This window comes from Acinetobacter yuyunsongii (genome assembly GCF_041021915.1).
Taxonomy (GTDB): domain Bacteria; phylum Pseudomonadota; class Gammaproteobacteria; order Pseudomonadales; family Moraxellaceae; genus Acinetobacter.
In genome coordinates this window covers 686,584-709,839 of the sequence record NZ_CP157435.1, presented here as the reverse complement: position 1 = coordinate 709,839, position 23,256 = coordinate 686,584, and the positions used below count along the sequence as shown (strand labels likewise).

Below are 23,256 nucleotides of genomic sequence, written 5' to 3'. Positions count from 1 at the left end.
TATAAAAACTTTTAAAAGTTTATACATCGCCAGTTAGGCCATGTATAGACCACCATTTACGTGTAAAACTGTACCAGTAATGTAACTAGCCTTATCGCTAGCCAGGAAACTCACTGCATCAGCAATATCTTGAGGTTCACCTAGACGACTTAAAGCTACTTGATCAGTCATTTTTTTACGAATATCTTCGCTTAACTGATCAGTCATTTCAGTGGCAATGAAACCAGGTGCAACACTGTTCACTGTAATCTGACGACTCCCCATCTCTTTGGCTAAGCTACGACTGAATGCTTCAATCCCTGCTTTTGCTGCTGAGTAGTTCGCCTGTCCAGGGTTCGCAAAATGTGCAACCACTGAACTAATGTTAATAATGCGGCCAAAACGTGCTTTGGTCATACCTTTCAATACGCGCTTAGACAAGCGATATACGGCTTTCAGATGTATATTGAGAATATCATCCCAATCATCTTCCGACATACGAAGCAACAAGTTATCTTTGGTAATGCCTGCGTTGTTCACCAAGATCAGTACTGAACCATATTTTTGTTCAATATCTGATACAAGTGCATCAATCGCTGCACCATCACGAACATCGAGTACAGCACCTGCTCCATGTTCAACAAAGCTTTCTGTCAGTTTTTGCGCACCTGATTCAGAGGTCGCGGTGCCTACCACAAAAAAACCGTCTTGAATGAGTTGCTGTGCAATTGCTGCGCCAATTCCTCGGCTAGCCCCTGTCACCAACGCAACTTTTCGTTGTTGTGTCATGCAATTTTTCCTTCTGCCACTAACACTGCGTTTAGGGCATCTTCCATACGTGCTTTGCTATCAATCGCAAATGCTTTTTCTATGTTGGGTAATCGCTTGGCAAGATTGCTGAGCACCGTACCTGGCCCACATTCAACCACATACTGCACACCTTCATCTTGAAGATATTGCATGGTACGTGTCCATTGAACTGACTGATATAACTGAGCCGTTAATGCCTGTCGTAATTGAGCAACATCTGTCGCGATTTCCGCGTTGACATTTTGTATTACAGGAAGGTGGGGTAGCTCAATGGCAGTTTGTTCCAAAGCTTCAGCAAACTTTTCTGCTGCTGGTTTCATCAAGGTACAATGTGACGGAACAGAAACAGGCAATGCAATCGCTTTACCAGATTGCTCTTTTGCTTCAGCCATGACTTGCTGAACCAAAGCTGTACTGCCTGCAATCACCACCTGACCTTGCGCATTATAATTCGCCGCTTCAACCGAACCTTGGCCTGCCGCAGATGCATTCACTTTTTGGCAAAGCTCGATCACTTTCTCATCGGCTAAACCAAGAATTGCAGCCATTGCGCCTGTACCTTGAGGAACAGCACTCTGCATCAATTTTCCGCGTAAATGGACTAATTTAACAGCGTCAGCTAGAGTCATTGCCTCTGCTGCAACAAGCGCACTATATTCTCCCAAAGAATGTCCAGCCAAGTATTTCGGTGCTATACCCCCTAACTCTAACCATACACGCCATAAGGCAATACTTGCTGTTAGCAAAACTGGTTGAGTATTTTCAGTTTGATCTAAACCCTCACCACTTTGGGCAATCTGCCAAAGATCAAAACCAAGTGCTGCTGATGCTTCTGCAAAGGTATCTCGAACGACACTAAACTGCTCTGCAAGCTCAGCCAGCATCCCTACTTTTTGTGAACCCTGACCAGGAAAAACAAATGCTGTTTTTGTTGCTTGAGCAGCCTGCTCAAGTCGCTTAGTCGACATATAAAAATCCTTAAAATGGTCTATCGCCAGTTTTATCAACACTCATGATTCTACATGAGAATGACAACAGACTCTTTTCCGATGCGGCAATTTACCATTGATTAAATCGTTTTTTAATTGCGAAAAACAACAAAAAAGGGAGCTTTCGCTCCCATTTTTTTATACTTTAAGCTAACGCTTAATGCATATAACTCAATTATTCAGCATCAGCTGCTTTAGCGAATAATTGACGACCACGGTAAATACCGTCTTTAGTCACGTGGTGACGACGATGAGTTTCACCAGTAGTTTGGTCTACAGATAATGCATTCTCGGTTAAAGCGTCATGTGAACGGCGCATGTCACGGCGAGAGCGACTTTTACGGTTTTGCTGAACGGCCATGATGGCTCCTTACAAAGATCGAAAAATGGATCAGAACAAATTCAGTTGTCTTAACTCAACATGATAACACAAATTGTGTTATGAGTTAAGTTTGCCTTTCAAACTTGCCAAAACATCAAACGGGTTATCCCGCTTTTCTTCGACAACATCCTGAACGACAGGTTGATGTTTATGCTCACAAACATCATGTTTGGGAGACAAAGGCATCAACAATAACAATTCATCTTCTAGTAATGCGAGTAAATCAATCGAAGCAGGTGTATCAATACTCCCTTTTTTCGACGATTCACTTTCACCTAAAACGATGAAATCAGCATCCTCATCCAATCGCTCTATCAGTGACTCATCATCAATTAAAGCTAAATGAAATTCTGAGACTAATTCAATTTCAACAGATCCCAAACAACGTTGGCATTCCATTGGAACTTTAGTATCAATATGTCCATCTAACCATACAATGCGATGATAGGCATCCATTGATAGCTTACAGTCTATGTTGATCAATTGATCATCAATTGAACCAACAGCTTCTCGAGCAATACGAGCAAAGCGAGACAATGGCAGTGTTCCTGACCATGTATAGCCCTGTTCAGCCCATTTAAATGGCTCGATTTGGCTTGGAAAAGTATTTGCTGACATAATTAAGGCGGCAATTCTACAAATTCATCGGTACTCTGTCAAAGATTAAGATACAATTTTGCACTTCTTTAGACAGAACTCGTGGTAACACAGCAATGCATCTGTTGCAGCCGCAACTTGAAGTAACAACTTCATCACTTGTTAGCCCCCATTCAATCACTGCTCCTATGTTAACACCAGATCAAGTGCAACGCTCATCTTGGAAAACGTTAACAACAGAACCAGAACAGGTTGATTGGCTTATTTTACACTTTAATGATTGGTTTTCCCACCATAATGTCACGCTTGTTAAAGGTGATTTTGAACCAGAATATTTCCCAGCCATAAATCAACAGCCTGCAAAAATCCAATTTGCACATGGTTTCTTTAACAGTGCCTTGCATGAAATTAGTCATTGGAGTATTTCAGGTGAAAAACGTCGCCTTTTACCTGATTTAGGTTATTGGTATGCACCCGATGGTCGTACTGCAGAACAGCAAGCTTTATTTGAACAAGTTGAAATTAAGCCTCAAGCCATTGAATGGTTATTTGCAACAGCCTTTGGTCGAAAGTTTCGTGTCTCTTTAGATAATCTAACGGGTGATAGCGGCAATGGGACACAATTTAAAGATAATGTTTTTGCTCAAGTACAACGTTATTTTTCAGGTGAAGCGACTTTGCCACGAGATGCTGCACTTTTTATTCACTATATCTGTGTTTGTACCCGTAATGGCTTACCATTACAACTAAATGAATTTAAACGTGAATTACTTGATTGAATGACAAAATTAACACATCAGGGACTTGCATCTTTACTAGAACAAGTTTCATACTTAATCTAGCCATAAAGATCAGGGAGTTACAATAATAATGTTACATTTACATATTCATCCTGAAAATCCACAGGCTCGCTTAATCACTCAGGCGGTTGAACGTATTCGTGCGGGTGATGTGGTGGTTTATCCAACTGATGCAGCCTATGCGATTGGTTGTCAGATTGGGAATAAAAGTGCGATGGAGCGAATAGCTCAGATTCGTGGCTTAGGTCCTAAACATCAATATGCAATTATGTGTTGTGATTTATCTGATATTGCAACTTATGCAAAAGTCGATAATGCGATGTACAGACTGTTAAAAGCCAATACCCCTGCTATTACCACATTTATTTTACCTGCTACCAGTGAAGTGCCAAAACGCTTAATGCACCCAAAGAAAAAAACCATTGGTCTGCGTATTCCAAGTAATCCTGTTGCACAAGCTTTATTACAAGAACTTGGCGAACCGTTACTCACCAGTACATTGATCTTGCCTGATCAAAAAGATCCGCTTGATGATCCTTATGATATTGAAAACCAGCTCGGTAAACGCATTGATGTGTTTATTGACAGCGGCTTTGGCACCTTATCCACCACCAGTATTGTTGATTTATCGGGAGAAAATCCTGTGATTGTTCGCCGTGGCGTTGGCGATGTCAGTGCTTTTGAATAAGCACTGATCCTTATTCAATCAAAAAAATCAGACAACTTCTGTTTCTGAATACCCTGCCAATCAAAATTGTCTGGGTTTAACCATTGCTGATAAGCATTTTTTAATTCCGACCACTCATCATCAACAATCGAAAACCATGCAGTATTTCGATTTCGTCCTTTTATGATCCAATCTTGGCGAAATACGCCTTCATACTGAAAACCGAAGCGTAAAGCAGCAGTTTTAGACGGCGCATTACAATCATCACATTTCCATTCAATACGTCTAAAACCATGTGCAAAACATTGTTCTAGCAGTAAGAAAATTGTTTCAGTTGACGCCTTTGATTTTTTCATTTTATGTGAAAAATAAACATTACCAATCTCAATCACGCCATGCCCAAGCCTCGGATTTAACAATGCAACCCAACCTTGTATCTCTTCAGCAACTTGAATTAGAAAATGAGTGGAATCTTTAAAGCCGAATAAGTTGTCTAATGAATCTTTTAAACTATGTTGGCTCTGTGGAGCTGAATAAGGCAGATAAGTCCAGCATCGTTCATCGGGTTCTGTCGATACCGCTTCCCATAACTGCCCGGCCGCCTGATCTGTTATGCCATCAGCTACATCAACCAACTGAACGTATTGTCCAAATATATTTCCCTGCACGGGTGAAGCTGTCACATTTTCTTCAAGCGAAAAACCTATCGTTTGTCCGAACTGATTCCGTTGTGTTTTTAAATAATTTTTCATGGTGACTTATAGTTTAGAAATGCGAAGTTTAATGGCCGATTTAAGCATAAGATTTTTATATCATCCATATTCGCTTGTATAAGTATAGAAAATACCCTGAGAACTTTAAGGTTTTTGTAAGTGAGTAATTTATTAAATGAAGGATTTCGATTAGAATAGGCTTGCTTGTAGCATGTGTCACTTTCTTGAACACAAAAAAATCATCCTTTCATGCTTTTGAAAATTCGCGTGGCTTATAAACGGTAATGAATCAAATTCTTCCTTCGACCTTGGAATTAATTCCTTCCATTCGTGTGCTTGACGAATGGCAAGAAGTCATACCTGAAGATTTGTACATTCCACCTGCGGCATTTGAAATTTTACTGGAGCAGTTTGAAGGGCCATTAGACTTTCTGATTTATTTGATTCAGAAAAATGGCTTTGATCTTTTACAGTTAGATATTTCACCAATTGCAACCCAGTATTTATCCTATATGGATAGTATGAAGTCTTTGAATATCGAATTAACTGCAGATTATATGGTGATGGCAGCACTACTCGCTGATTTGAAATCACGATTATTGCTTCCAAAACCAACTCTAGTTGATCAATTTGAAAAAGATCCTAAACAAGAATTGATTGATCGTTTAGAAACATATCTCCGTATTAAGCAAGCAGCTGAACGATTGGGGCAAATGCCAATCTTTGAAAGAGATACTTTTAGTGCCAATGTCAGTCTTGGACATATTGCTCCAATTTATGAAGGTTATGATGTCGATGCCTTACGTGATGCGCTATTTTGTGTGTTTAATCGTCCAGAACCGATCACACATATTGTTGCGCAGGAACCAGTGCTGCTCGAAGAACGTATAGCATTTATTGAAGTTCAACTTGCATCAGGTCAAGCATTAAGTTTTATGGAATTATTAAATCCTATGCAAGGTCGTATGGGCATGGTGGTGACTTTTATGGCAGTGCTTGAACTTACGCGCCAGCAAAAAATTCAAATCATCCATACAGGTATTGAAGCTCCTTTAACAGTTCAAGGCATTGCAGCATGAGTTTAGATCCATTTGACACCAATGAAGGAATGTCACTTGAAGATATTCATCACGATGTCTTATTACAGATTGAAGCAATTTTGTTCGCTAGTGACTCACCAGTTTCACTTGCACGATTAAAAGAAGCATTTCAAAACCAATATAATAAACAACAATTACGTCATTTTTTACAGCAACTTGCGATGTTGCAACATGGCCGTTCAATTGAGTTAATTGAGACGGCTCAAGGGTTCCGCTTTCAGGTACGAGCAAAGTATCGCAATATTATTGCGCAGGTTTGGCCTGAACGCCCGACCAAGTTGTCACCCTCGTTGCTCGAAACAGTCGCCGTGATTGCGTACCATCAGCCTGTTACACGTGCTGATATTGAACAGATTCGTGGTGTATCGAATAATAGTCAGATCTTGAGAAACTTATTTGACTGGAACTGGATCAAAGAATCTGGTTTTAGAGATTTACCTGGAAGACCTGCGTTGTTAGTCACAACGCCCCAATTTTTAAATGCATTTGGTTTAGCTTCGCTAGGTCAATTGCCTCCCCTGCAGAACGCCAAGGAAGCATTCATGACACTCGATGCACATGCACCGAAGTCTTGAGAGGTGAACTGTTGATCATTATGTCTAAGGTTGTGCTGTCATGAGTGAAAAATTACAAAAGGTTTTAGCGAGAGTCGGGTTAGGCTCACGTCGCTATATGGAGGAAGTCATTGCTGCTGGTCGCGTCAGTATCAATGGAAAAATTGCTCAAGTGGGTGAACGTATTGAACCTACAGATGAACTCCGTATCGATGGTCGTAAAGTTCAGTTTCAGGTTGAAGATGAAATTCGCCGCCGTGTTCTCATTTACTATAAACCAGAGGGTGAAATTTGCTCACGCAATGATCCTGAGAAACGTCCAACTGTATTTGATCATTTGCCACAAATCGCCAATGACCGTTGGGTAATGGTAGGGCGTCTGGATATTAACAGTACCGGTCTATTGTTATTTACGAATGACGGTGAACTTGCGAATCGTTTGATGCATCCTTCAAATGAAGTTGAGCGTGAATATGCGGTACGTGTGATGGGTGAAGTCACGCCACAAATTCGCAATAACATGCTGAAAGGTGTTGAACTTGAAGATGGTCCAGCCAAATTCGAATCATTCTCTGAAATTGGCGGTGAAGGTATCAACCGTTGGTATCAAGTTGTGGTGAAAGAAGGTCGTAATCGCGAAGTACGTCGTATCTTTGAATCACAAAGCTTAAAAGTAAGTCGCTTGTTACGTACCCGTTATGGCACTGTCATTTTGCCACGTGAATTACGTACAGGTCGTTGGATGGAATTAGATAAAACTGATATCGACAACTTAGCGAAATCAGTGGAATTAAAACCACGTCAAGGTACTGGCTTGTTTGGTATGGCGAAACGTCGTACTGAAAAAATGGCAGAAAAACCATTGGCTGCACGTCGTGGTGGTTATTTACGTCAGCAACGTCGTGATGATGAACAAGATCAATCACAGCAACAGCAACGTCCAAGTAGTAATGGCAACAATAACAATGGTCGTAAAACCATTGGTTTTAATAAAGGCTTTAAGAAGTTCTAATTCTTGGCTTTAAAATGAAAAAACGCTCTGATTAGAGCGTTTTTTTATGCTTGAATTTTAATGATGATGGCTTACCCCCTGCGGAATGGCATTCAGCAGTTTCTTGGTATATTCATGTTGTGGATGTAAATACAACTCATCCGAATTGGCAATTTCAACCAAATCACCATGATTCATCACCATTACCTGATCAGAAATATATTTCACTACAGATAAATCATGCGAAATAAAGATATAACTCAAACCAAATTCATCCTGTAGGTCCTGCAATAAATTCAATACTTGCGCCTGCACTGAAACATCTAAGGCAGAAACGGATTCATCACAGATCAAAATCTCAGGTTTTAAAGTCAGACAGCGTGCGATGGCAATCCGTTGCCGCTGCCCACCTGAAAACTCATGCGGATAACGATCATAGGCTTGCGCAGGCAAACTGACTCGTTCTAATAGTTCCAATGCCATCTTTTTACGTTCGGCATCATTCTGACCTATGCCATGAATCCGCATTGGCTCCAATAAAATCTGCCCGATGGTAAAGCGTGGATTGAGTGAAGCATAAGGGTTCTGGAAAATAATTTGAATCTTACGCTGGTACTGGGAAAATTCTTTCTCGGTCATGGACAGAATATCTTTACCATTTATCAAGGCTTGCCCACCTGTGGCTTCGTGCAAGCGCATCAGCAATAGACCAATGGTGGTTTTGCCTGAACCCGATTCACCGACCAAGCCCAAAGTCTTACCTTTAGCCAATTGAAAAGATACACCTTTGACCGCCTGAAATTCCTCTAGCCCCCATAAACCTTTACGGCTATAAAACGACTTTTTCAGATCTTTAACATCAAGCACAATCGGCTCATCACCAGACAAACCACGGACACGCTGTTTCAGATTTAATTCGGACAAATTGGTTGCTTCAATCAATTGTCCATTTTCGTCCTGCTTCATAAAATCACTGGTCACAGGTAAACGGTATGGTCGGGTTGAAAGTTGTGGTCGGCAGTGCAACAAAGCACGAGTGTACACATCTTTCGGTTGTTCTAACACTTGCTCAACAGCGCCAGATTCACGGATTTCACCATGCCGCATTACGATCACTTCATCAGCAATTTCGCCAACCAGTGCTAAATCATGCGTGATGAAAAGCATCGACATTTGATGGCGTTGTCGTAATGATTCCAACAAATCAATGATTTGCTTTTGAATAGTGACATCTAAAGCCGTGGTTGGTTCATCCGCAATCAATAGCTTTGGTTCACAGGCGATTGCCATCGCAATCATCACCCGTTGCTGCTGACCACCAGAAAGCTGACTTGGATACGCATCTATTTTTGTTTCAGGTGCAGGGATACCGACTTCTCGAAGTAACTCAAGCACTCGTACTCTGGCCTGCTTGCGTCCCTTGCCTAAATGAATGCATAGCACTTCGGCAATCTGATCTCCGACCGTGAATACAGGATTCAATGAAGACATCGGCTCTTGGAAAATCATGGCAATTTCCTTACCACAGATTTTCCGAATTTCTTTTGCAGATAAATTCAGTAAATCCTTACCCTCAAAAGTAATACGACTTTGCGCTGCAATTTGACTTTGTCCTTTCGGTAATAAACCCATCACCGCTAGGGAAGTAACCGATTTACCACTGCCCGACTCACCGACCAAAGCCACGGTTTTATTTTTAGGAATTGAAAATGAAATTCCTTTAACCGTTTCGATCCATTGTTTATTTTCACCTTTAAAGCTGATCTGAAGATCGTCTACCTGTAATAGCGGTGTTTCATTTTGAAGTTGCATATTTTTTCTCCGCTATTTCAACTTAGGATCTAAAGCATCACGCAATGCATCAGTAAACATGGAGAATGCCGTGACTAAAACCGCCATCGCAATCGAAGCCGCTGCCAATTGCCACCATTTCCCCAAAATCAATTCACTTTGCGCTTCATTCAACATACTGCCCCATGACACCACCCCCACAGGCACACCAAAACCAAGGAAGCTCAGAATCACTTCAGATTTAATGAATGACACCACCAGAATCGAAATTTGAACCAACGCGATATGACTGACATTCGGGAAAATATGCACAAACATACGGCGTAAATGACTCACTCCAATGGCTTTGGCGGCAAGTACATATTCACGCGATTTGTGTTTCATATATTCAGCACGAACCAAACGAAATACCCCAGTCCAACCCGTTAGACCTAAAATCAAAACAATTGACAAAATTCCTTTTTGTTGGAGTACCGCAGCGATCGCGAGCACTAATAGCAGATAAGGAATCGAAGTGAAAATGTTATAGAACCAGTTCAGTACATCATCAATCCAACCGCCAAAATAACCTGCAATCGCGCCAAGAAAAGTACCAATCACCACAGCCAATAAAGCAGATAACAAACCGACCAGAATTGAGGTTTCAGCACCTTTAATAGTTTTGAGCAGCACATCTTGCCCCCACTTATCTGCCCCAAAAGGCAACGTGGTTTTTAACTCTTGTTTTTGATCAAGTAGATGCCCACCAAGCTGTTGATCAATTTGCAGCATATCCTCTGCTAAAGGATCAACAACACCATAATTATCAATGACTGAGCTACCTTGTTGTTCAGCCTGAATTTCGGCATTGAGCTGTTGAATCACATCTTTCAATGGATCAACTGGATTTTCAGGTAATGCCTCTATCTTCTGGCGACTGTCTTTCATTTGATCTGACTCAGTATCCGCCCCTAAAAATGTCGGTGGCGCGTAGCTGACGGCGACTTCTTTATTCCAATTGGAAGCAATCACGCCTGTCATTGATAACGCGAGCAAGATGAAATAAAACAGCACCACCAAGAAAGAAACCACGGCGATTCGATCTGATTTCAATCGATTCAATGCCAACTGCCAGAGTCCTGTTGATGCAGGAGATTCACTTGAGGAGGATTTGCCTTTAAAAATTGTACTGAGCATTGTCATCCTCCTATTTCAACTGTACGCGAGGATCGAGGAGCTTATAAATCAGATCGGCAATCAAATTAAAAATCATGGTGACGGCTGCCACATAGACTGTAATCGCCTTAATCACAGGAAAATCACTGCGTTCCACCGCAATAATAATTTCCCGCCCAATCCCAGGAATCCCAAAGAAACGCTCAATCAAAAATGCACCGATTAATAAAGCTGGCAAGCTTGCCATCACCTCAGTGACAATTGGAATCGATGCATTACGCAAAACATGCACACTCAGTACCCGAGACTCCCCCACACCTTTGGCACGCGCAGTCCGCACATAATCTTGGTTAATTTCATCTAGGACGAAGCTTCGATATAAACGTAGTGTTGGGGCAATGCTCACCACCAACATGATTAAGATAGGTAGCAAAGAATATTGGAATAAGTTTTGACTAAACTGATCACTCCAGCCTTGTACGGGGAACCAACTGAGTTGGTATGCCAACACATACTGGAACACGATGATATACACCAAAATACTGATCGACATGCCGATGGTACACAGCATCATGACCATACGGTCTGTCAGTGATCCACGAACTGAAGCAACCGCTAAAGCAAGAATAATTGAAATCACGGTTTGTAAAATCGTCAGTGGAATCAATAAAGTCAGTGAAGGCCCTAAACGGGTCAGGATAATCTGCGATACCGATTCGCCCGTACTCCAACTCGCACCATAATCGAAAGTCAGAATCTGTTTAATAAAAATCCACAGCTGCACATAATAGGGCTGATCAACGCCCAATTGTTTACGGATGTTTTCGATTTGCTCTGGGCTAGACATTTTCCCTGCCAAAATATACGCAGGATCTCCCCCCACCCAGTTAAACAAGAAGAAAATCAGCAAAATGACGCCCAACATGGTCGGGATCATTTGCCATAGTCTACGCACGACATAAGCAAGCATAATGGCAAATCCTTATTTGACCCGTTGACCTGTAATTTCACTAAAGAAAGCTTTGTTATCTGGTTCTCTGCCTAAGAAATCTTTGACCAGTTGAGCTGCATTCTTTTGGCTGCCTTGAGATAAAATCGTTTGGCGGTAACGCTGACCCACTTCTGGATTATTCAAGTTATCACCGAAAGCAGACAACATATCCAGAGCCAATACTTCAGACCACATATAACCATAGTAGCCCGCTTGATAGCCCATCAGATGTCCAAACTGCCCAGGAAATTCAGTATTCGGCACATAGCCTAGAGCGGTTGCGGATTCCATTTTTTCCCACACATCCATCGGCTGTACTTTGAGTGCATCAGCGCCATGCAATGCCATATCATATTGTGCATAAAGCGTTTGGCGTGCATACCCTAATCCACGTCCATAATTATGCACAGCTTTTAATCGTGCAATCAGTGCATCATCCACTCTCGGACAAGCAGGATCACAATAGTCAGCGACTTTAGATAAAGTTTCTTTACGGCGTGCCCATTCTTCATACATTTGCGATGGTGCTTCAACAAAATCACGCTCTACTGATGTTCCTGACTGACCTGAATAGCGGGTTTTTGACAAAATTCCATGTAAAGCATGCCCAAACTCATGCACAAAAGTTTCAAGCTCATTGCTGTTTAAACCTTTACGATTAAAATTAGTCACTAATACTGAAATTGGTTTACGTTTACTCAGCGTACTGCCCCCATATACGCCCCATACTGCTGCATGACCATATTTACCTTCACGTGGGAACTTATCCATATATAAGCTACCCAATATCTCACCTGTTTTTTGGTCTACAACATCGTAATATTCGACTTCTTGTTGCCACGTACCCACTTTGGCAGCTTTAAACTGAATACCATACAAATTTTCGGAAATTGCAAATAACCATTTCTGTGCGGCGAGTGTTGGGAAATAATCACGCAGTTTTTCTTGGTCAATCTGGTATTTGTCCTTGCGTAGTTTTTCGCTCCAATACCCCACATTCCAACGGTTAATTTCAGCTTTTTCCAAAGAAGTATTTAGGGTTTTAGCTTTAAATGCACGTAACTCCTGCACCTCTTTTTGCTCTAAAGGTGCCACGACTTTATGAACATCTGCTAAGAAGTTATTCACTGTTTTTGGTGTTTTCGCCATGCGTTTCTTTAATGCCCAGTCTGCATAACTTGGCTGACCAAATAGCTGTGCTAATTCATAACGTAAGTCGACAATCTGTTTAAGCAGGACTAAATTCTTTTCTGTACCACGACGTGTAAATGCCGTTTGATAACGTTTTCTTGCATCATCACTGTCTGAAAGTTCCATAAATGGTTGATATTCAGGATATTCAAAACCCAATAAATAATTGCCTTTATCATTTTTCTTTAAGCCTGAAATATAACTTTCAGGTAGTCCCTTTAATTCGGCTGGCGTGAATTCTAATTTCTCTGGATTATCCCGGACATTACGAGAGAACTCTTGCGAAAGTTTGGTGAGTTCATCCAATATATGTTTTAAACGTGCTCGTTTTTCAGGTGCAAGCTGCACCCCTGTATCTTCAAATTGATCAAGAATATCTTGACGATATTTACGATCAATTGGATCTGTTGTTTTAGTATTTTTAATCCGTTGATACAATTTTGGGTTCTGATAAATTTCAGTCTGCAACTGATTGATTTTTACTTCACAATCATCAGCAGCCTTACGAAATTCCGCATCGGGATCCACATTGCTATATAAGCTAATTGGTCCAGAAAAGTCCTCAAAACTTGCCATCAATTGATCCCATTCAGCTAGAACAGGTGCAGCTGTCGATTGCGGTTGAATGGATTGTTGTTCTAATTGGGAAATTCGCTGTTGTAACTTGTGTAAATTCGCATCGCACCATTCTGCACTGTCATTCAGTTTAAAAATAGGTAAAACAGCAGATGTGCTTTCTGCCCACACGCCTTGACTCATCCCTGTCATCACCATTGATAACAGACCCAGCGTCGATCGTTTCAACATGTTCTTCGCCATTATTATTTCTCTCCAATTTAATTTCATTCATATGTTGTTTAGGTTTCTCACGAACCTTCTTTCGACACTATGGTTTGTTTTGTTGAATATCGATATACATCCACTCTGCGGGCAGAATTGGATGCTTTTTATAGCCAATCACTCGAGGTTGAGCCACGACAGTACGGTAACGGGTCGACATGAATTGTACAGGCGCATAAAACTCTAACAACCGTGACATTTTGCGATATAACAAATTCCGTTCAGGACCATCAGCAAGTTTCAATGACTGTTCATATAAACGATCATATTCTGGCAATTTAAAACAAGTATGGTTGGTGGCATGAATATTATTGCCATAAAACAACTGCACAAAGTTGTCTGCATCAGGATAGTCTGCAATCCAAGCGGAAGCTTTAAACATGGTTTTACATTGTTTTTCAGCCTTTAAACCTTCTGCAAAAGGCACAGGTTTAGAGACCATATTGACTTTGATATTGGCTAATTCTTTCTTTAACAGTTCTGCCATCTGCATACTGCGTGCACTGCTACTCGATGGCATAAACTCAATCACCAGTGGCTTGCCATTCGGCAACATCCGCCAACCATCTTTGCCCACTTTGTAGTTATAACGATCTAGTAATAAATTTGCTGCTTTGACGGAATACGGAATGCTGCTTCTATAATTGGGATCATGCCCCGCGATACCATAAGGAATCGGCGATTCTAAATTTTTGGCGTTCCCTTTGGCTAAAATGTTGATAAATTTCTCTTTAGAGGTTGCCATCGCCATTGCACGGCGTAAAGCAATTTTCTCTTTACTCACGCCACCGACCACAGGGTTTTGTATATTCCAATACAAATAATCAATCGAAGGGTCAGCAATACGTGAAAGTTGAATCCCTTTTTTTGCCAACTCTGGCTTTAACTGACCATCTTTTAAAGCTTGTGCAGGTAATTCACCATCTAAAGTAAATATATCTAGCCCATCTTTTTGGAACGATAACCATCCTGACTGTGATTCTTCAATCACCTGAATATCAACCACACCAATCTGCGGCATTTTTTTGCCTTGCATTTGCTTTACGATTTTCTGATCTTCAGGATGGGTCGCTTTAAAATTCCATGTATAACCACGATAATCAGGATTTGCTTTCAAAATAATCCGCGAACCCGGTGTCCATTGTGCGAGAACATAAGGACCTGTCCCCACAGGATGTCCCATCGCATAGCCTGCTTTATCACGATAATGTTCAATCACTTCACGCGCGACTGCCCCCGTTGGTTGATGTGCAAGTAACATTGGAAAATTATAATTTGGCTCTTTTAATCGAATTACCAAGGTATAACGATCTGGTGTTTGTAGCCCTGCAATCGGCTGATCGTAATTAAATTTTCCATTTTTCGCTGCCTGCTGGATAGCACTATCTATTCCTGAGATACGTCCATCAAACAACCAACTGTTGGGTGAATGTAGATTTGGATCGAGCAAACGTTTAAAAGAATAGGCATAGTCTGCTGAAGTTAATTCTCTCGCTTTGCCTTTAAATACAGGATCAGGGGTGAAATAAATTCCTTTTTTTATTCGAATGGTATAGGTCAAACCATCGGTACTCACTTCTGGCAAAGCCACCGCCGTATTTGGAACGAGTTTTGCGGGTGAAGCTAAATAATCATAGGTATATAATGTTTCAAACACTGAATACAAAATATGTGCTGAATATAAATCTTGTACAGCAACAGGATCAAATCCAGTCTCAGCCACGGGAAAAGCATAACGTAACACTTTTTTTGGATCGGCAGGGCTTTTCGCTTCTGTAATCGTTACCCCTAGACTTAATGTTGTCCCCAATAACAGCACCAGACTAGTCCGTTGCATCGAAAGTTTAAAATTTTGCTTCATCATAAACACATCACTTATTTTTGATTTGGTGAAACAATATCTAAGTATTGCCAGTTGGTATTCATAATTGGATGAGCTTTAAATCCCTGCACATCAGGTTGAATCAACCAGTTCCTAATCCGTGTATCTTGTAAAATCCACGTTCCATCTGCTTCAATTTGGCGACTCATTTTTTCATAGAATGGCATACGTTTTTCAGGGGCTTGCTGCATCGCCTGTTTATATAAATTGTCATAAGCAGCTGACTGATAACAGGATTGATTACCACGACCAACATTCGGACCATAAAGCAATTGCGTGAAATTTTCACCCTCTGGATAATCCGCATGCCATGCTCCACTCCACATCATGTATTGACACTGGGTTGCGGCTTTTAAGTTATCGGCAAAATTACTGACTTTAAAGTCTGCCCGAATCCCGATTGCATCTAAATTTTTCTTCCACAATTCAGAATACATCACGGAAGCTGTACCACTCTCGGTATTTATTTTTAAGGTTAAAGGCTTGCCATTGGGCAAATTACGATAGCCATCTGGGCCTTTTTTATAGCCAAAATGATCAAGTAATTTATTGGCTAAAACAGGGTTATAACCAATACTACTGCGATAATTTGGGTTATGACCATTAATGCCTGCAGGTACCAGCATTTCAGCCTTAACCGCCTGACCTTTTCTTAAGATACGAATATATTCATTGACATTAAAAGACATGGCGATGGCACGTCTTAACGCAATTTTATCTAGGCTATTCCCTCCAACAACAGGATCACGCATATTCAACATTGAATAGGTGATCTCTGCCTCTTTATTGGCATACAAACGTATACCCTGCTTTTGCATTTCTGCTTTTAACTGATTATTTTGATCAAGCACTTTAGGAATTGCACTTGAAGTGACCTTATCAAAATCCAGTTGTTTGGACTGAAAAGCCAGCCAACGTGATTGTTCTTCTTCGATAATGCTGATATTGACTTTGCCAATTTGTGGCATACGCTTGCCACTCATTTGCTTGACGAGTTGATTATCCCACGCTGTTCCAGTGGACTTAAAATTCCAAATAAAGCCGCGATAATCTGGATTTGCAATCAGTTCAATCTTGCTACGTGGGACATATCGACTCAACATATAAGGCCCTGTTCCCACAGGATGCATGCCTAATTGATCTTTATAATATTCAACCACTTCTCTAGCCGTCGCTCCAAATGTGCTATAGGCAAGAATATAAGGAAAATTATAATCAGGTTGGGTCAGCTTAAATTGAATTGTATATTTATCCAGTGCTTTAACGCCGTCAATCTTGGCATCATAGTTAAATGTGCCCGTTTTTTTGGCTTGGTCCACCAGTGCATTTGCACCCAAAATTTTCTGGTCGATAAATGCATATGAAGAAGAATGATTTTTAGGATCTAAAATACGTTTGACCGAATACACATAGTCTTCTGCAATTAACTCTCTACGCTGACCTTTAAATGCTGGATCAGCAGTAAAATAAATACCTGATTTTATTTTAAATATATAAACTTTCCCATTTTCTTTAATCACGGGCATGCTTTGTGCCGTAGCTGGAACCAACTTGACAGGATTAGCTAGATAATCGTATTGCAGCAATCTCTCAAAAATAACATCGGCGACATTTCCGCTGTAAAAATTAAAAGTTTTAACCATATCAAAACCATCATCTGGGGCTTCAAAAGCAACACGGAGTACTTTATCTGCCTGAGCAGGTGTTTTTGCATACCCCATCGGCATAAATGCAATAACGGTTGATAATACAGTAACCGTAAAAAAAGTTGACTTCAAATCAGTGCTCACATCATCGTTTTTTAATAAATACTCGACTTTTAAATTGTATTCAACTTTATAAATAAACTTACTTTAACTATTTAATAATTCAGTATTTTTATCAAATCATTATCTCTTCTAAAAAATTTAACAAGCAATCAAAACATACTCTTGTTTATCTATTTTATTTCATTAATCACAATTGGAATCAGTTTACTACTCACCTTATAGCCTTGTGGTTTGTTATTACATGCATCTCCAGTTACTGTCGTTCGAATCACATAAGGTGAATAAGGCATGACATTTAAATAACCCGAATTGTCTCGGCCAGTACGGCAATCTTCTGCGCCCAGTTTTTCATCGTAGCGACCGTCATAAGAAGACTCCTCCACTTCTGTAATCAGTTTGCTTGTCCACTGCGTGAAATAAACTAAGCTTTTACTCGACTCGACTGTGCCCTGCCCTGAACCAGCACTTTCAATTTCGATCAGTTGAATCGGTTTGCCTTTATAAACGGTTGAATGCACTTTAAAGCTATTTGATTGGCCACCAAACTCTTTTAAGATTCGAGCCTGTTTTAATTTTGGACGGGTTAATACATAACCAGCCCAAAAATTACGTCCTGCATTGTCAAAACTCACACCCGATAAATAGGCTTCTTCCCCTGAGATCAGTTTTACGGCTTCGGTAGAATCAATCTGAATGGCTTGAGGAGGATTGGCATTTGAATCTTGTAAGTTGGTGATCCAACTGATGATGGTTTTATCTGTGGGTACAGTAGCGTGAGTTGTCGAGATTAGACCTGACAGGCAGAGGGTTATATAAATAAAATTCTTTTTATTCATTATGATTTCTCTTTAGTGATTAAATCTGAAAGCGGTCTTGACGGAGTCTCCCCCAGCTCTCATCCGATCATAGGGAAACCTTCTTACTTTTCAAAGATGAAAAGTAACAAAAATCTTTTGTTAGACTGACGGTACGTCCTGAGCAATTTCAAAGCAAGGCTTTGAAAGCAGCGCAAGGCACTCTAACTTGGCGGCATCCTTGCCGCCCATCACGATTACAGATATTTACTAGACAATAAATATCTAAAGCTATTTAAATTTTTCCAACTCAATCCATTCTGCTTCTGGAAAATGCTTTGTCAAATAAGCTTTTAAATAATCAGCCGTATCTTTCGAAATAAGTGGATCTTTCGACTCATCCTTTAAGTTATACACCAAAGCATGCAAATTCAAATCACGCTGCTTTAATGCCTCTAAACTCAATAAGGTATGATTAATACTACCTAAACGCCCAGAAGTCACTAAAATCACAGGAAATTGATGTTGAGCAATATAATCAATGGTCAACAACTCTGTGGTTAAAGGCACCATTAAACCGCCCGCACCTTCTAATAGCACCACATCAAAACGCTGAGCAAGCTCTTTAGTTGCAGCTTCGATCTTGGCAAAATCTAGATCACGCCCATCCAACCGCGTGGCTAAATGTGGCGAGGCAGGATAGCTAAAAATTTCAGGCATGGTCAATTTTTCATGATCTTCTGGAAACCAACCACTTCCCATAATTTTACGGTGTTTTTCGATGTCTTCAGACACATCGACATTACCCGTTTGTACTAATTTCTGGGTGATAACACGCTGCCCTTGTTCGGTCCAAAGTTTGGCAAGATAACCTGTGGCATAAGTTTTACCAATTTCAGTATCAATACCGCTGACAAAATAAATTGCTGCACTCATGCTATTCTCCGCGCAATCACATAGATCGGATGATAAGTCAGGCTAAAACCCTGCTCACCATAAAACTGTTGATAATCTAAATAAAACTGCTGCAACGATTGCTTAGTCCAACGATGCGATTTTGCTGTTGCGGTCACGCCTGTTGCTTTTAAATGCTGCAATACCGATTTTGGATGATCAAAATAAATCTGCTTCACTTCTTGCTCAATGAACAGCACTTCAAAGTTTTGCTGTTCAAGCTGTCGTTTTAAAAACTCTAAGCTAATATAATTTAAGCCTTGCCCTGTCAAGTGCTTAATTTCAGTGAGATTATCTGACCCAAAAGTGGAAAAACCGAAATATGCATTGGGTTTTAAAGCATCATGAATTCGTTGTAATAACGCAGGTAGATCAGTCATCCATTGCAAAGCTGAACTCGAAATCACCGCATCCAATTCTGATGGTAATTCAAGCTGTTCAATATCTCCGATCAACCAAGCTATATTTTGAATCGTTGAAAAATGCTGATCTACATCCTCATAAAGATCATTTAAAAATAGTTGATCAACTTGAAAATAAGAATGAAATAAGTGAGTTAAATTACCCGAACCGCAGCCAATCTCAAGCACAGAGGCTAAGTTCTGCGGACAATACACTTTAAGGTATTTAAATAATTGTGCACTAATCTGTTTCTGTACCACAGCCTGCTCGACATAGCTTTGCCCTGCTTTGGCAAAACGTTGGGCAACCAGTGCTTTATTAATACTCACAAATACTCCACTAGTTGTTGCAATTCATTTTTTTGCACCAAAGAGGTTAATGAAATTCGCAGGCGTGAACTATTTTGTGGCACTGTTGGTGGGCGTACTGGCATAGCATAAAAGCCTTGTTGCTGTACATAACGTGCTTTTTCAATGGCCGCTTGGCTTTCACCTACGATAACTGGAATGATATGACTGCTCGATGGGCTTGAAAAACCTTTTGCAATTACCGCTTGCTGTAAATACTGACTGATCTCGGCCAAGTGCTGACGCTGTTGCTGCATGCTCAATACTTTATTAAAAATAAAATCTGACCATGCCATTGAGATCGGTGGCAATGCGGTACTAAAAATCAATGGACGCATTTTATTGATCAGATAATCACGGATAATCGAATCACAAATGATATAACCGCCCACTGAGGCAATTGCTTTGCCAAAGGTTCCCACCAAGAAATCAATCTGATCCAATACCCCATATTGTTCAGCACAACCCAGACCTTGCTCTCCCCTAACCCCAATCGCATGTGCTTCATCGACATACAACATGGTTTTGGCAAAGCGCTGCTTTAACTGCGCCAATGCAGCTAAATCCGTTTCGTCGCCATCCATACTAAAAATACTTTCAGTCACCACAATAATGCGTTCAACTTGTTCATCTTGATGATACTTTTGCAATAACTGTTCCAAATGCTGCAAATCATTATGGCGATAACGCACATATTGAGCATTCGATAGACGAATACCATCAATCATACTGGCATGTACCAGTTTATCGGCTAGAATCACGGTTTTGCTATCACATAAGGCTGGCAAAATACCGATATTCATGTGGTAGCCACTATTAAAGAGTAAGGCAGCTCGACCAAAGGCTATGCTTAGGCTATTTTCAAATTGTTCATATTCTGCAAAATTACCCGTCAGTAAGCGTGAAGAAGATGAACTAAAGAGCGCTCGTTCAATTTTCAGCGTATCAAGAAATTCTTCTCTTAAATTTAAGTCAGCGGCCAAGCCTAAATAATCATTGGATGCCAGATTCAACATGGTTCGATCTTGAATCGTGATCCATTTTCCCTGCTGTTGATTTGCAGTAAATTGGCGGAAATTACCTTGCTGTTTAAGGTTGTCAAGCTGCTCAGCATAATGATCAAGCAAGGACATTAGCTTGTGCTCCTTGCATATTTTTGACCACTTCACTCATCTGCACTAATAAGTAATTTAGCTCATCATCGGTGATCACATACGGCGGCATCACATAGACCAATTTTCCAAATGGTCGCACCCAAATACCACGTTCAACAAACTGTTGCTGCAAGGTTTTCATATCGACATTACTGGTTAATTCAACCACGCCAATCGCCCCTAAAACCCTTACATCCGCAACATGATCGAGCTGGGCTAAATCATTTAACTGTTCAACCAGAATCTTTTCAATCCGTTGAATATTGGCTTGCCAATCTTGCTCAACCAATAATTGGGTGCTTCTTAATGCTACTGCACAGGCCAGCGGATTCGCCATAAAGGTTGGGCCGTGCATAAACACACCCGCTTCACCACGACTAATGCTTTCAGCCACTTGCTTGGTGGTCAAGGTTGCAGACAGCGTCATATAACCACCCGTTAAACCTTTGCCAATACACATAATATCGGGTTCAACTTGGGCATGTTCCCAAGCAAACATTTTGCCTGTGCGCCCAAAACCCGTGGCAATCTCATCGAAAATTAACAATAAATTGTATTGTTCACATAACGCCTTGGCTTGGCGTAAATACTCAGGATGATAAAAACGCATGCCACCTGCACCTTGTACAATCGGCTCGATAATTAGTGCAGCAATACTATGATGATGCTGTTCAATCTGCTGTTTGAGTTGCTGAATATCTTGCGGATTCCATTCACCATCAAAGCGACTTTGTGGTGCGGGTACAAAGATTCGATTCGGTAAACTTGAGCCAAAAATCTGATGCATCCCCGTGACTGGATCACACACCGACATCGCATTCCAAGTATCACCATGATAGCCAGAACGGGTGGTAATAAAGTTGGTTTTCGCGGGTTGATTCAACGCAGCCCAATATTGCACGGCCATTTTTAAGGCGACTTCTACAGCAACTGAACCTGAATCTGCATAGAAAATTTTATCTAAACTCGGCGGCGTAATTTTTAATAGTAATTTACCTAATTCAATTGCAGGGTCATGGGTCAGACCGCCAAACATGATATGCGCCATGTTTTGCAATTGGTCAGCAACTGCCTTGTTTAGTTGTGGATGGTTATAGCCATGAATCGCACACCACCATGACGACATGCCATCAACCAAAGTTCGCCCATCTTCTAATTCAATGGTTGCGCCATAGGCACGTTTCACTTTAAAAGTTGGCAGTGGATTTAACATCGAAGTATAGGGATGCCATATATGCTCTAAATCAAATGGGTCTGTCATCCTTTACCTCTGTAAATTCAATATTTAACGATGTGCTGTACAGTGTCATTCCGAGTACTCACCCAATTTCAGGATAAGCCTTCAGCTGTACTTACTTTTCAAAGATGAAAAGTAAGCAAAAATCTTTTGTTAGGCTGATGGCACATCCTTGATGCCACAGCCTAACGGCGACATCCATGTCGCCTCCACGATAGCGAATATTAAAAGTAAATTTCAATAATGATTAGAACGTTCAATAAATCTCAACAGCTTTTTATCTTAAAGCTGTCAAAATCTAAAATAAATTGCGAGAACTCTCAATTCAAGCAAGATTAAACCGTCTATTGAATAAAATCTTCAATTATTTGCACAGTCTGCTCCACCATAAAGCATGGAAAACCATGTGAAGCTCCTTCAACAGAAACGATAGATGAATTATTTGCAGCTAAATCTTTAGTTTTTTGCATAACTTGGTAAGGAACTAAAGCATCATACTCGGCAAAGACATGCAACTGCTTACCCTGATAATTTTTATACATTTCAACCAGATTTAATTGCTCCAGCAACTGTAACCCGTCCCGAAGCAAAGCAATTGGTTGTGGACGAATCAATTTCTGCATAGCCACGAAATCTTTCTTTGCAGAACTTGCACCCTGACACACCAATAAACCAAACCGTTTTAGCGTGGTAATGGCATCCTGTTCAAATGATTGTTTAAATTGCATAAAGGTTTCAACAGGCATGGCAGTCATCCAATCTGCTTGAGCAACAAAACATGGATTCGACGCTAAAGTGATTAAAAGTTTCTGTTCAGCATATTGTTGTTGTATTTGATTGACCAAGATTGTTGCCAGTTGTCCGCCAAGCGACCATCCAATAATTACATCATATTCAACCGCAAGTTCGACATGCTGTTGTAAAACGTCATCATTCAAGACATTAAAAATATTAATCCGCTCAACACTATGTCCCTTTTGTTCTAAAGCCTCATGTAATGGCTTTAATAATTCTGCTCCACCGCCCCATCCTGTGATGAGTAGAATCCTATAAGTCACGCGCTTGCTCAATTCCAAAAAGTTGAATGCAGTATACTCTCCGATTTATACGAGTCATTATTTTCCTAATCAATCCCTTTCATTATGCTTTGCTCAAAAGACACCATAA

Annotated in this window: 22 protein-coding genes; 5 read left to right on the top strand and 17 right to left on the bottom strand. The window is 40.6% G+C overall.

Features of this window, described 5'->3' with window-relative positions:
* Positions 1-33: 33 nt before the first annotated feature.
* The 4 genes from fabG to ABLB98_RS03365 form a co-directional block, all read right to left on the bottom strand.
* Positions 34-768, bottom strand: a complete 735-nt coding sequence (gene fabG, locus ABLB98_RS03380; protein ID WP_348882782.1) for a 3-oxoacyl-ACP reductase FabG — start codon at positions 766-768, stop codon at positions 34-36.
* The gene (fabD, locus tag ABLB98_RS03375; RefSeq protein WP_087546979.1) at positions 765-1,757 is read right to left on the bottom strand and encodes an ACP S-malonyltransferase; all 993 of its coding nucleotides are present in this window, start codon (positions 1,755-1,757) and stop codon (positions 765-767) included. The genes fabG and fabD overlap by 4 nt, the downstream gene beginning before the upstream one ends.
* Positions 1,758-1,953: 196 nt before the next feature.
* On the bottom strand, positions 1,954-2,139 hold the full coding sequence (gene rpmF / locus ABLB98_RS03370) for a 50S ribosomal protein L32 (RefSeq protein WP_004638135.1): 186 nt from the start codon (positions 2,137-2,139) through the stop codon (positions 1,954-1,956).
* A gap of 78 nt (positions 2,140-2,217) precedes the next feature.
* Positions 2,218-2,778 carry a DUF177 domain-containing protein gene (locus tag ABLB98_RS03365; protein ID WP_004663562.1) on the bottom strand — a complete coding sequence of 187 codons (561 nt, stop codon included), beginning with the start codon at positions 2,776-2,778 and terminating at the stop codon, positions 2,218-2,220.
* 95 nt (positions 2,779-2,873) lie between these two features.
* Between ABLB98_RS03365 and ABLB98_RS03360 the strand changes: the two genes are divergently transcribed.
* Positions 2,874-3,536, top strand: a complete 663-nt coding sequence (locus ABLB98_RS03360; RefSeq protein ID WP_087544725.1) for an elongation factor P hydroxylase — start codon at positions 2,874-2,876, stop codon at positions 3,534-3,536.
* Between the two features lie 91 nt (positions 3,537-3,627).
* Positions 3,628-4,245, top strand: a complete 618-nt coding sequence (locus ABLB98_RS03355) for an L-threonylcarbamoyladenylate synthase (protein ID WP_087544727.1) — start codon at positions 3,628-3,630, stop codon at positions 4,243-4,245.
* A gap of 14 nt (positions 4,246-4,259) precedes the next feature.
* On the opposite strand, the gene ABLB98_RS03350 is transcribed toward ABLB98_RS03355, so the two are convergent.
* Complete coding sequence (locus ABLB98_RS03350; RefSeq protein WP_348882783.1) at positions 4,260-4,976, bottom strand: GNAT family protein; 717 nt, start codon at positions 4,974-4,976, stop codon at positions 4,260-4,262.
* Positions 4,977-5,221: 245 nt separating this feature from the next.
* On the opposite strand from ABLB98_RS03350, the gene ABLB98_RS03345 reads away from it, so the two are divergent.
* Genes ABLB98_RS03345 through rluB form a run of 3 tightly spaced genes read left to right on the top strand, consistent with a single transcriptional unit; the run spans position 5,222 to position 7,603 of the window.
* A complete protein-coding gene (locus ABLB98_RS03345) occupies positions 5,222-6,016 on the top strand; it encodes a segregation/condensation protein A (protein ID WP_348882784.1) in 795 nt (264 codons plus the stop codon).
* Positions 6,013-6,612: an SMC-Scp complex subunit ScpB gene (scpB, locus tag ABLB98_RS03340; RefSeq protein WP_004663573.1), complete on the top strand. Its 600-nt coding sequence runs from the start codon at positions 6,013-6,015 to the stop codon at positions 6,610-6,612. The genes ABLB98_RS03345 and scpB overlap by 4 nt, the downstream gene beginning before the upstream one ends.
* 40 nt (positions 6,613-6,652) lie before the next feature.
* Entirely contained in the window at positions 6,653-7,603 is a 951-nt protein-coding gene (rluB, locus tag ABLB98_RS03335; RefSeq protein ID WP_005217971.1) for a 23S rRNA pseudouridine(2605) synthase RluB, read from the top strand.
* A 57-nt stretch (positions 7,604-7,660) separates the two neighbouring features.
* On the opposite strand, the gene ABLB98_RS03330 is transcribed toward rluB, so the two are convergent.
* From ABLB98_RS03330 to ABLB98_RS03275, 12 genes are all read right to left on the bottom strand, one after another.
* A complete protein-coding gene (locus tag ABLB98_RS03330; protein WP_348882785.1) occupies positions 7,661-9,394 on the bottom strand; it encodes an ABC transporter ATP-binding protein in 1,734 nt (577 codons plus the stop codon).
* A 12-nt stretch (positions 9,395-9,406) separates the two neighbouring features.
* Entirely contained in the window at positions 9,407-10,549 is a 1,143-nt protein-coding gene (locus tag ABLB98_RS03325) for an ABC transporter permease (protein WP_348882786.1), read from the bottom strand.
* Positions 10,550-10,559: 10 nt separating this feature from the next.
* Positions 10,560-11,498, bottom strand: coding sequence for an ABC transporter permease (locus ABLB98_RS03320; protein WP_348882787.1), 939 nt, complete (start codon positions 11,496-11,498; stop codon positions 10,560-10,562).
* A 12-nt stretch (positions 11,499-11,510) separates the two neighbouring features.
* Positions 11,511-13,529, bottom strand: coding sequence for a M3 family metallopeptidase (locus ABLB98_RS03315; RefSeq protein ID WP_348882788.1), 2,019 nt, complete (start codon positions 13,527-13,529; stop codon positions 11,511-11,513).
* A gap of 67 nt (positions 13,530-13,596) precedes the next feature.
* Positions 13,597-15,411, bottom strand: coding sequence for an ABC transporter substrate-binding protein (locus ABLB98_RS03310; protein WP_348882852.1), 1,815 nt, complete (start codon positions 15,409-15,411; stop codon positions 13,597-13,599).
* Positions 15,412-15,425: 14 nt separating this feature from the next.
* The gene (locus tag ABLB98_RS03305) at positions 15,426-17,210 is read right to left on the bottom strand and encodes an ABC transporter substrate-binding protein (protein WP_348882789.1); all 1,785 of its coding nucleotides are present in this window, start codon (positions 17,208-17,210) and stop codon (positions 15,426-15,428) included.
* Positions 17,211-17,371: 161 nt separating this feature from the next.
* Positions 17,372-18,037: a hypothetical protein gene (locus tag ABLB98_RS03300; RefSeq protein WP_348882790.1), complete on the bottom strand. Its 666-nt coding sequence runs from the start codon at positions 18,035-18,037 to the stop codon at positions 17,372-17,374.
* A gap of 249 nt (positions 18,038-18,286) precedes the next feature.
* On the bottom strand, positions 18,287-18,931 hold the full coding sequence (gene bioD / locus ABLB98_RS03295; RefSeq protein ID WP_348882791.1) for a dethiobiotin synthase: 645 nt from the start codon (positions 18,929-18,931) through the stop codon (positions 18,287-18,289).
* Positions 18,928-19,680 (bottom strand): malonyl-ACP O-methyltransferase BioC, encoded by a 753-nt coding sequence (gene bioC, locus ABLB98_RS03290; protein WP_348882792.1) that lies wholly within the window; start codon positions 19,678-19,680, stop codon positions 18,928-18,930. The genes bioD and bioC overlap by 4 nt, the downstream gene beginning before the upstream one ends.
* Positions 19,677-20,831, bottom strand: coding sequence for an 8-amino-7-oxononanoate synthase (locus ABLB98_RS03285; RefSeq protein WP_348882793.1), 1,155 nt, complete (start codon positions 20,829-20,831; stop codon positions 19,677-19,679). Before ABLB98_RS03285 ends, bioC begins: the two co-directional genes overlap by 4 nt.
* Positions 20,818-22,113, bottom strand: a complete 1,296-nt coding sequence (bioA, locus tag ABLB98_RS03280) for an adenosylmethionine--8-amino-7-oxononanoate transaminase (protein WP_348882794.1) — start codon at positions 22,111-22,113, stop codon at positions 20,818-20,820. The genes ABLB98_RS03285 and bioA overlap by 14 nt, the downstream gene beginning before the upstream one ends.
* 320 nt (positions 22,114-22,433) lie before the next feature.
* Positions 22,434-23,147: a hydrolase gene (locus ABLB98_RS03275; protein WP_348882795.1), complete on the bottom strand. Its 714-nt coding sequence runs from the start codon at positions 23,145-23,147 to the stop codon at positions 22,434-22,436.
* Positions 23,148-23,256: the final 109 nt, after the last annotated feature.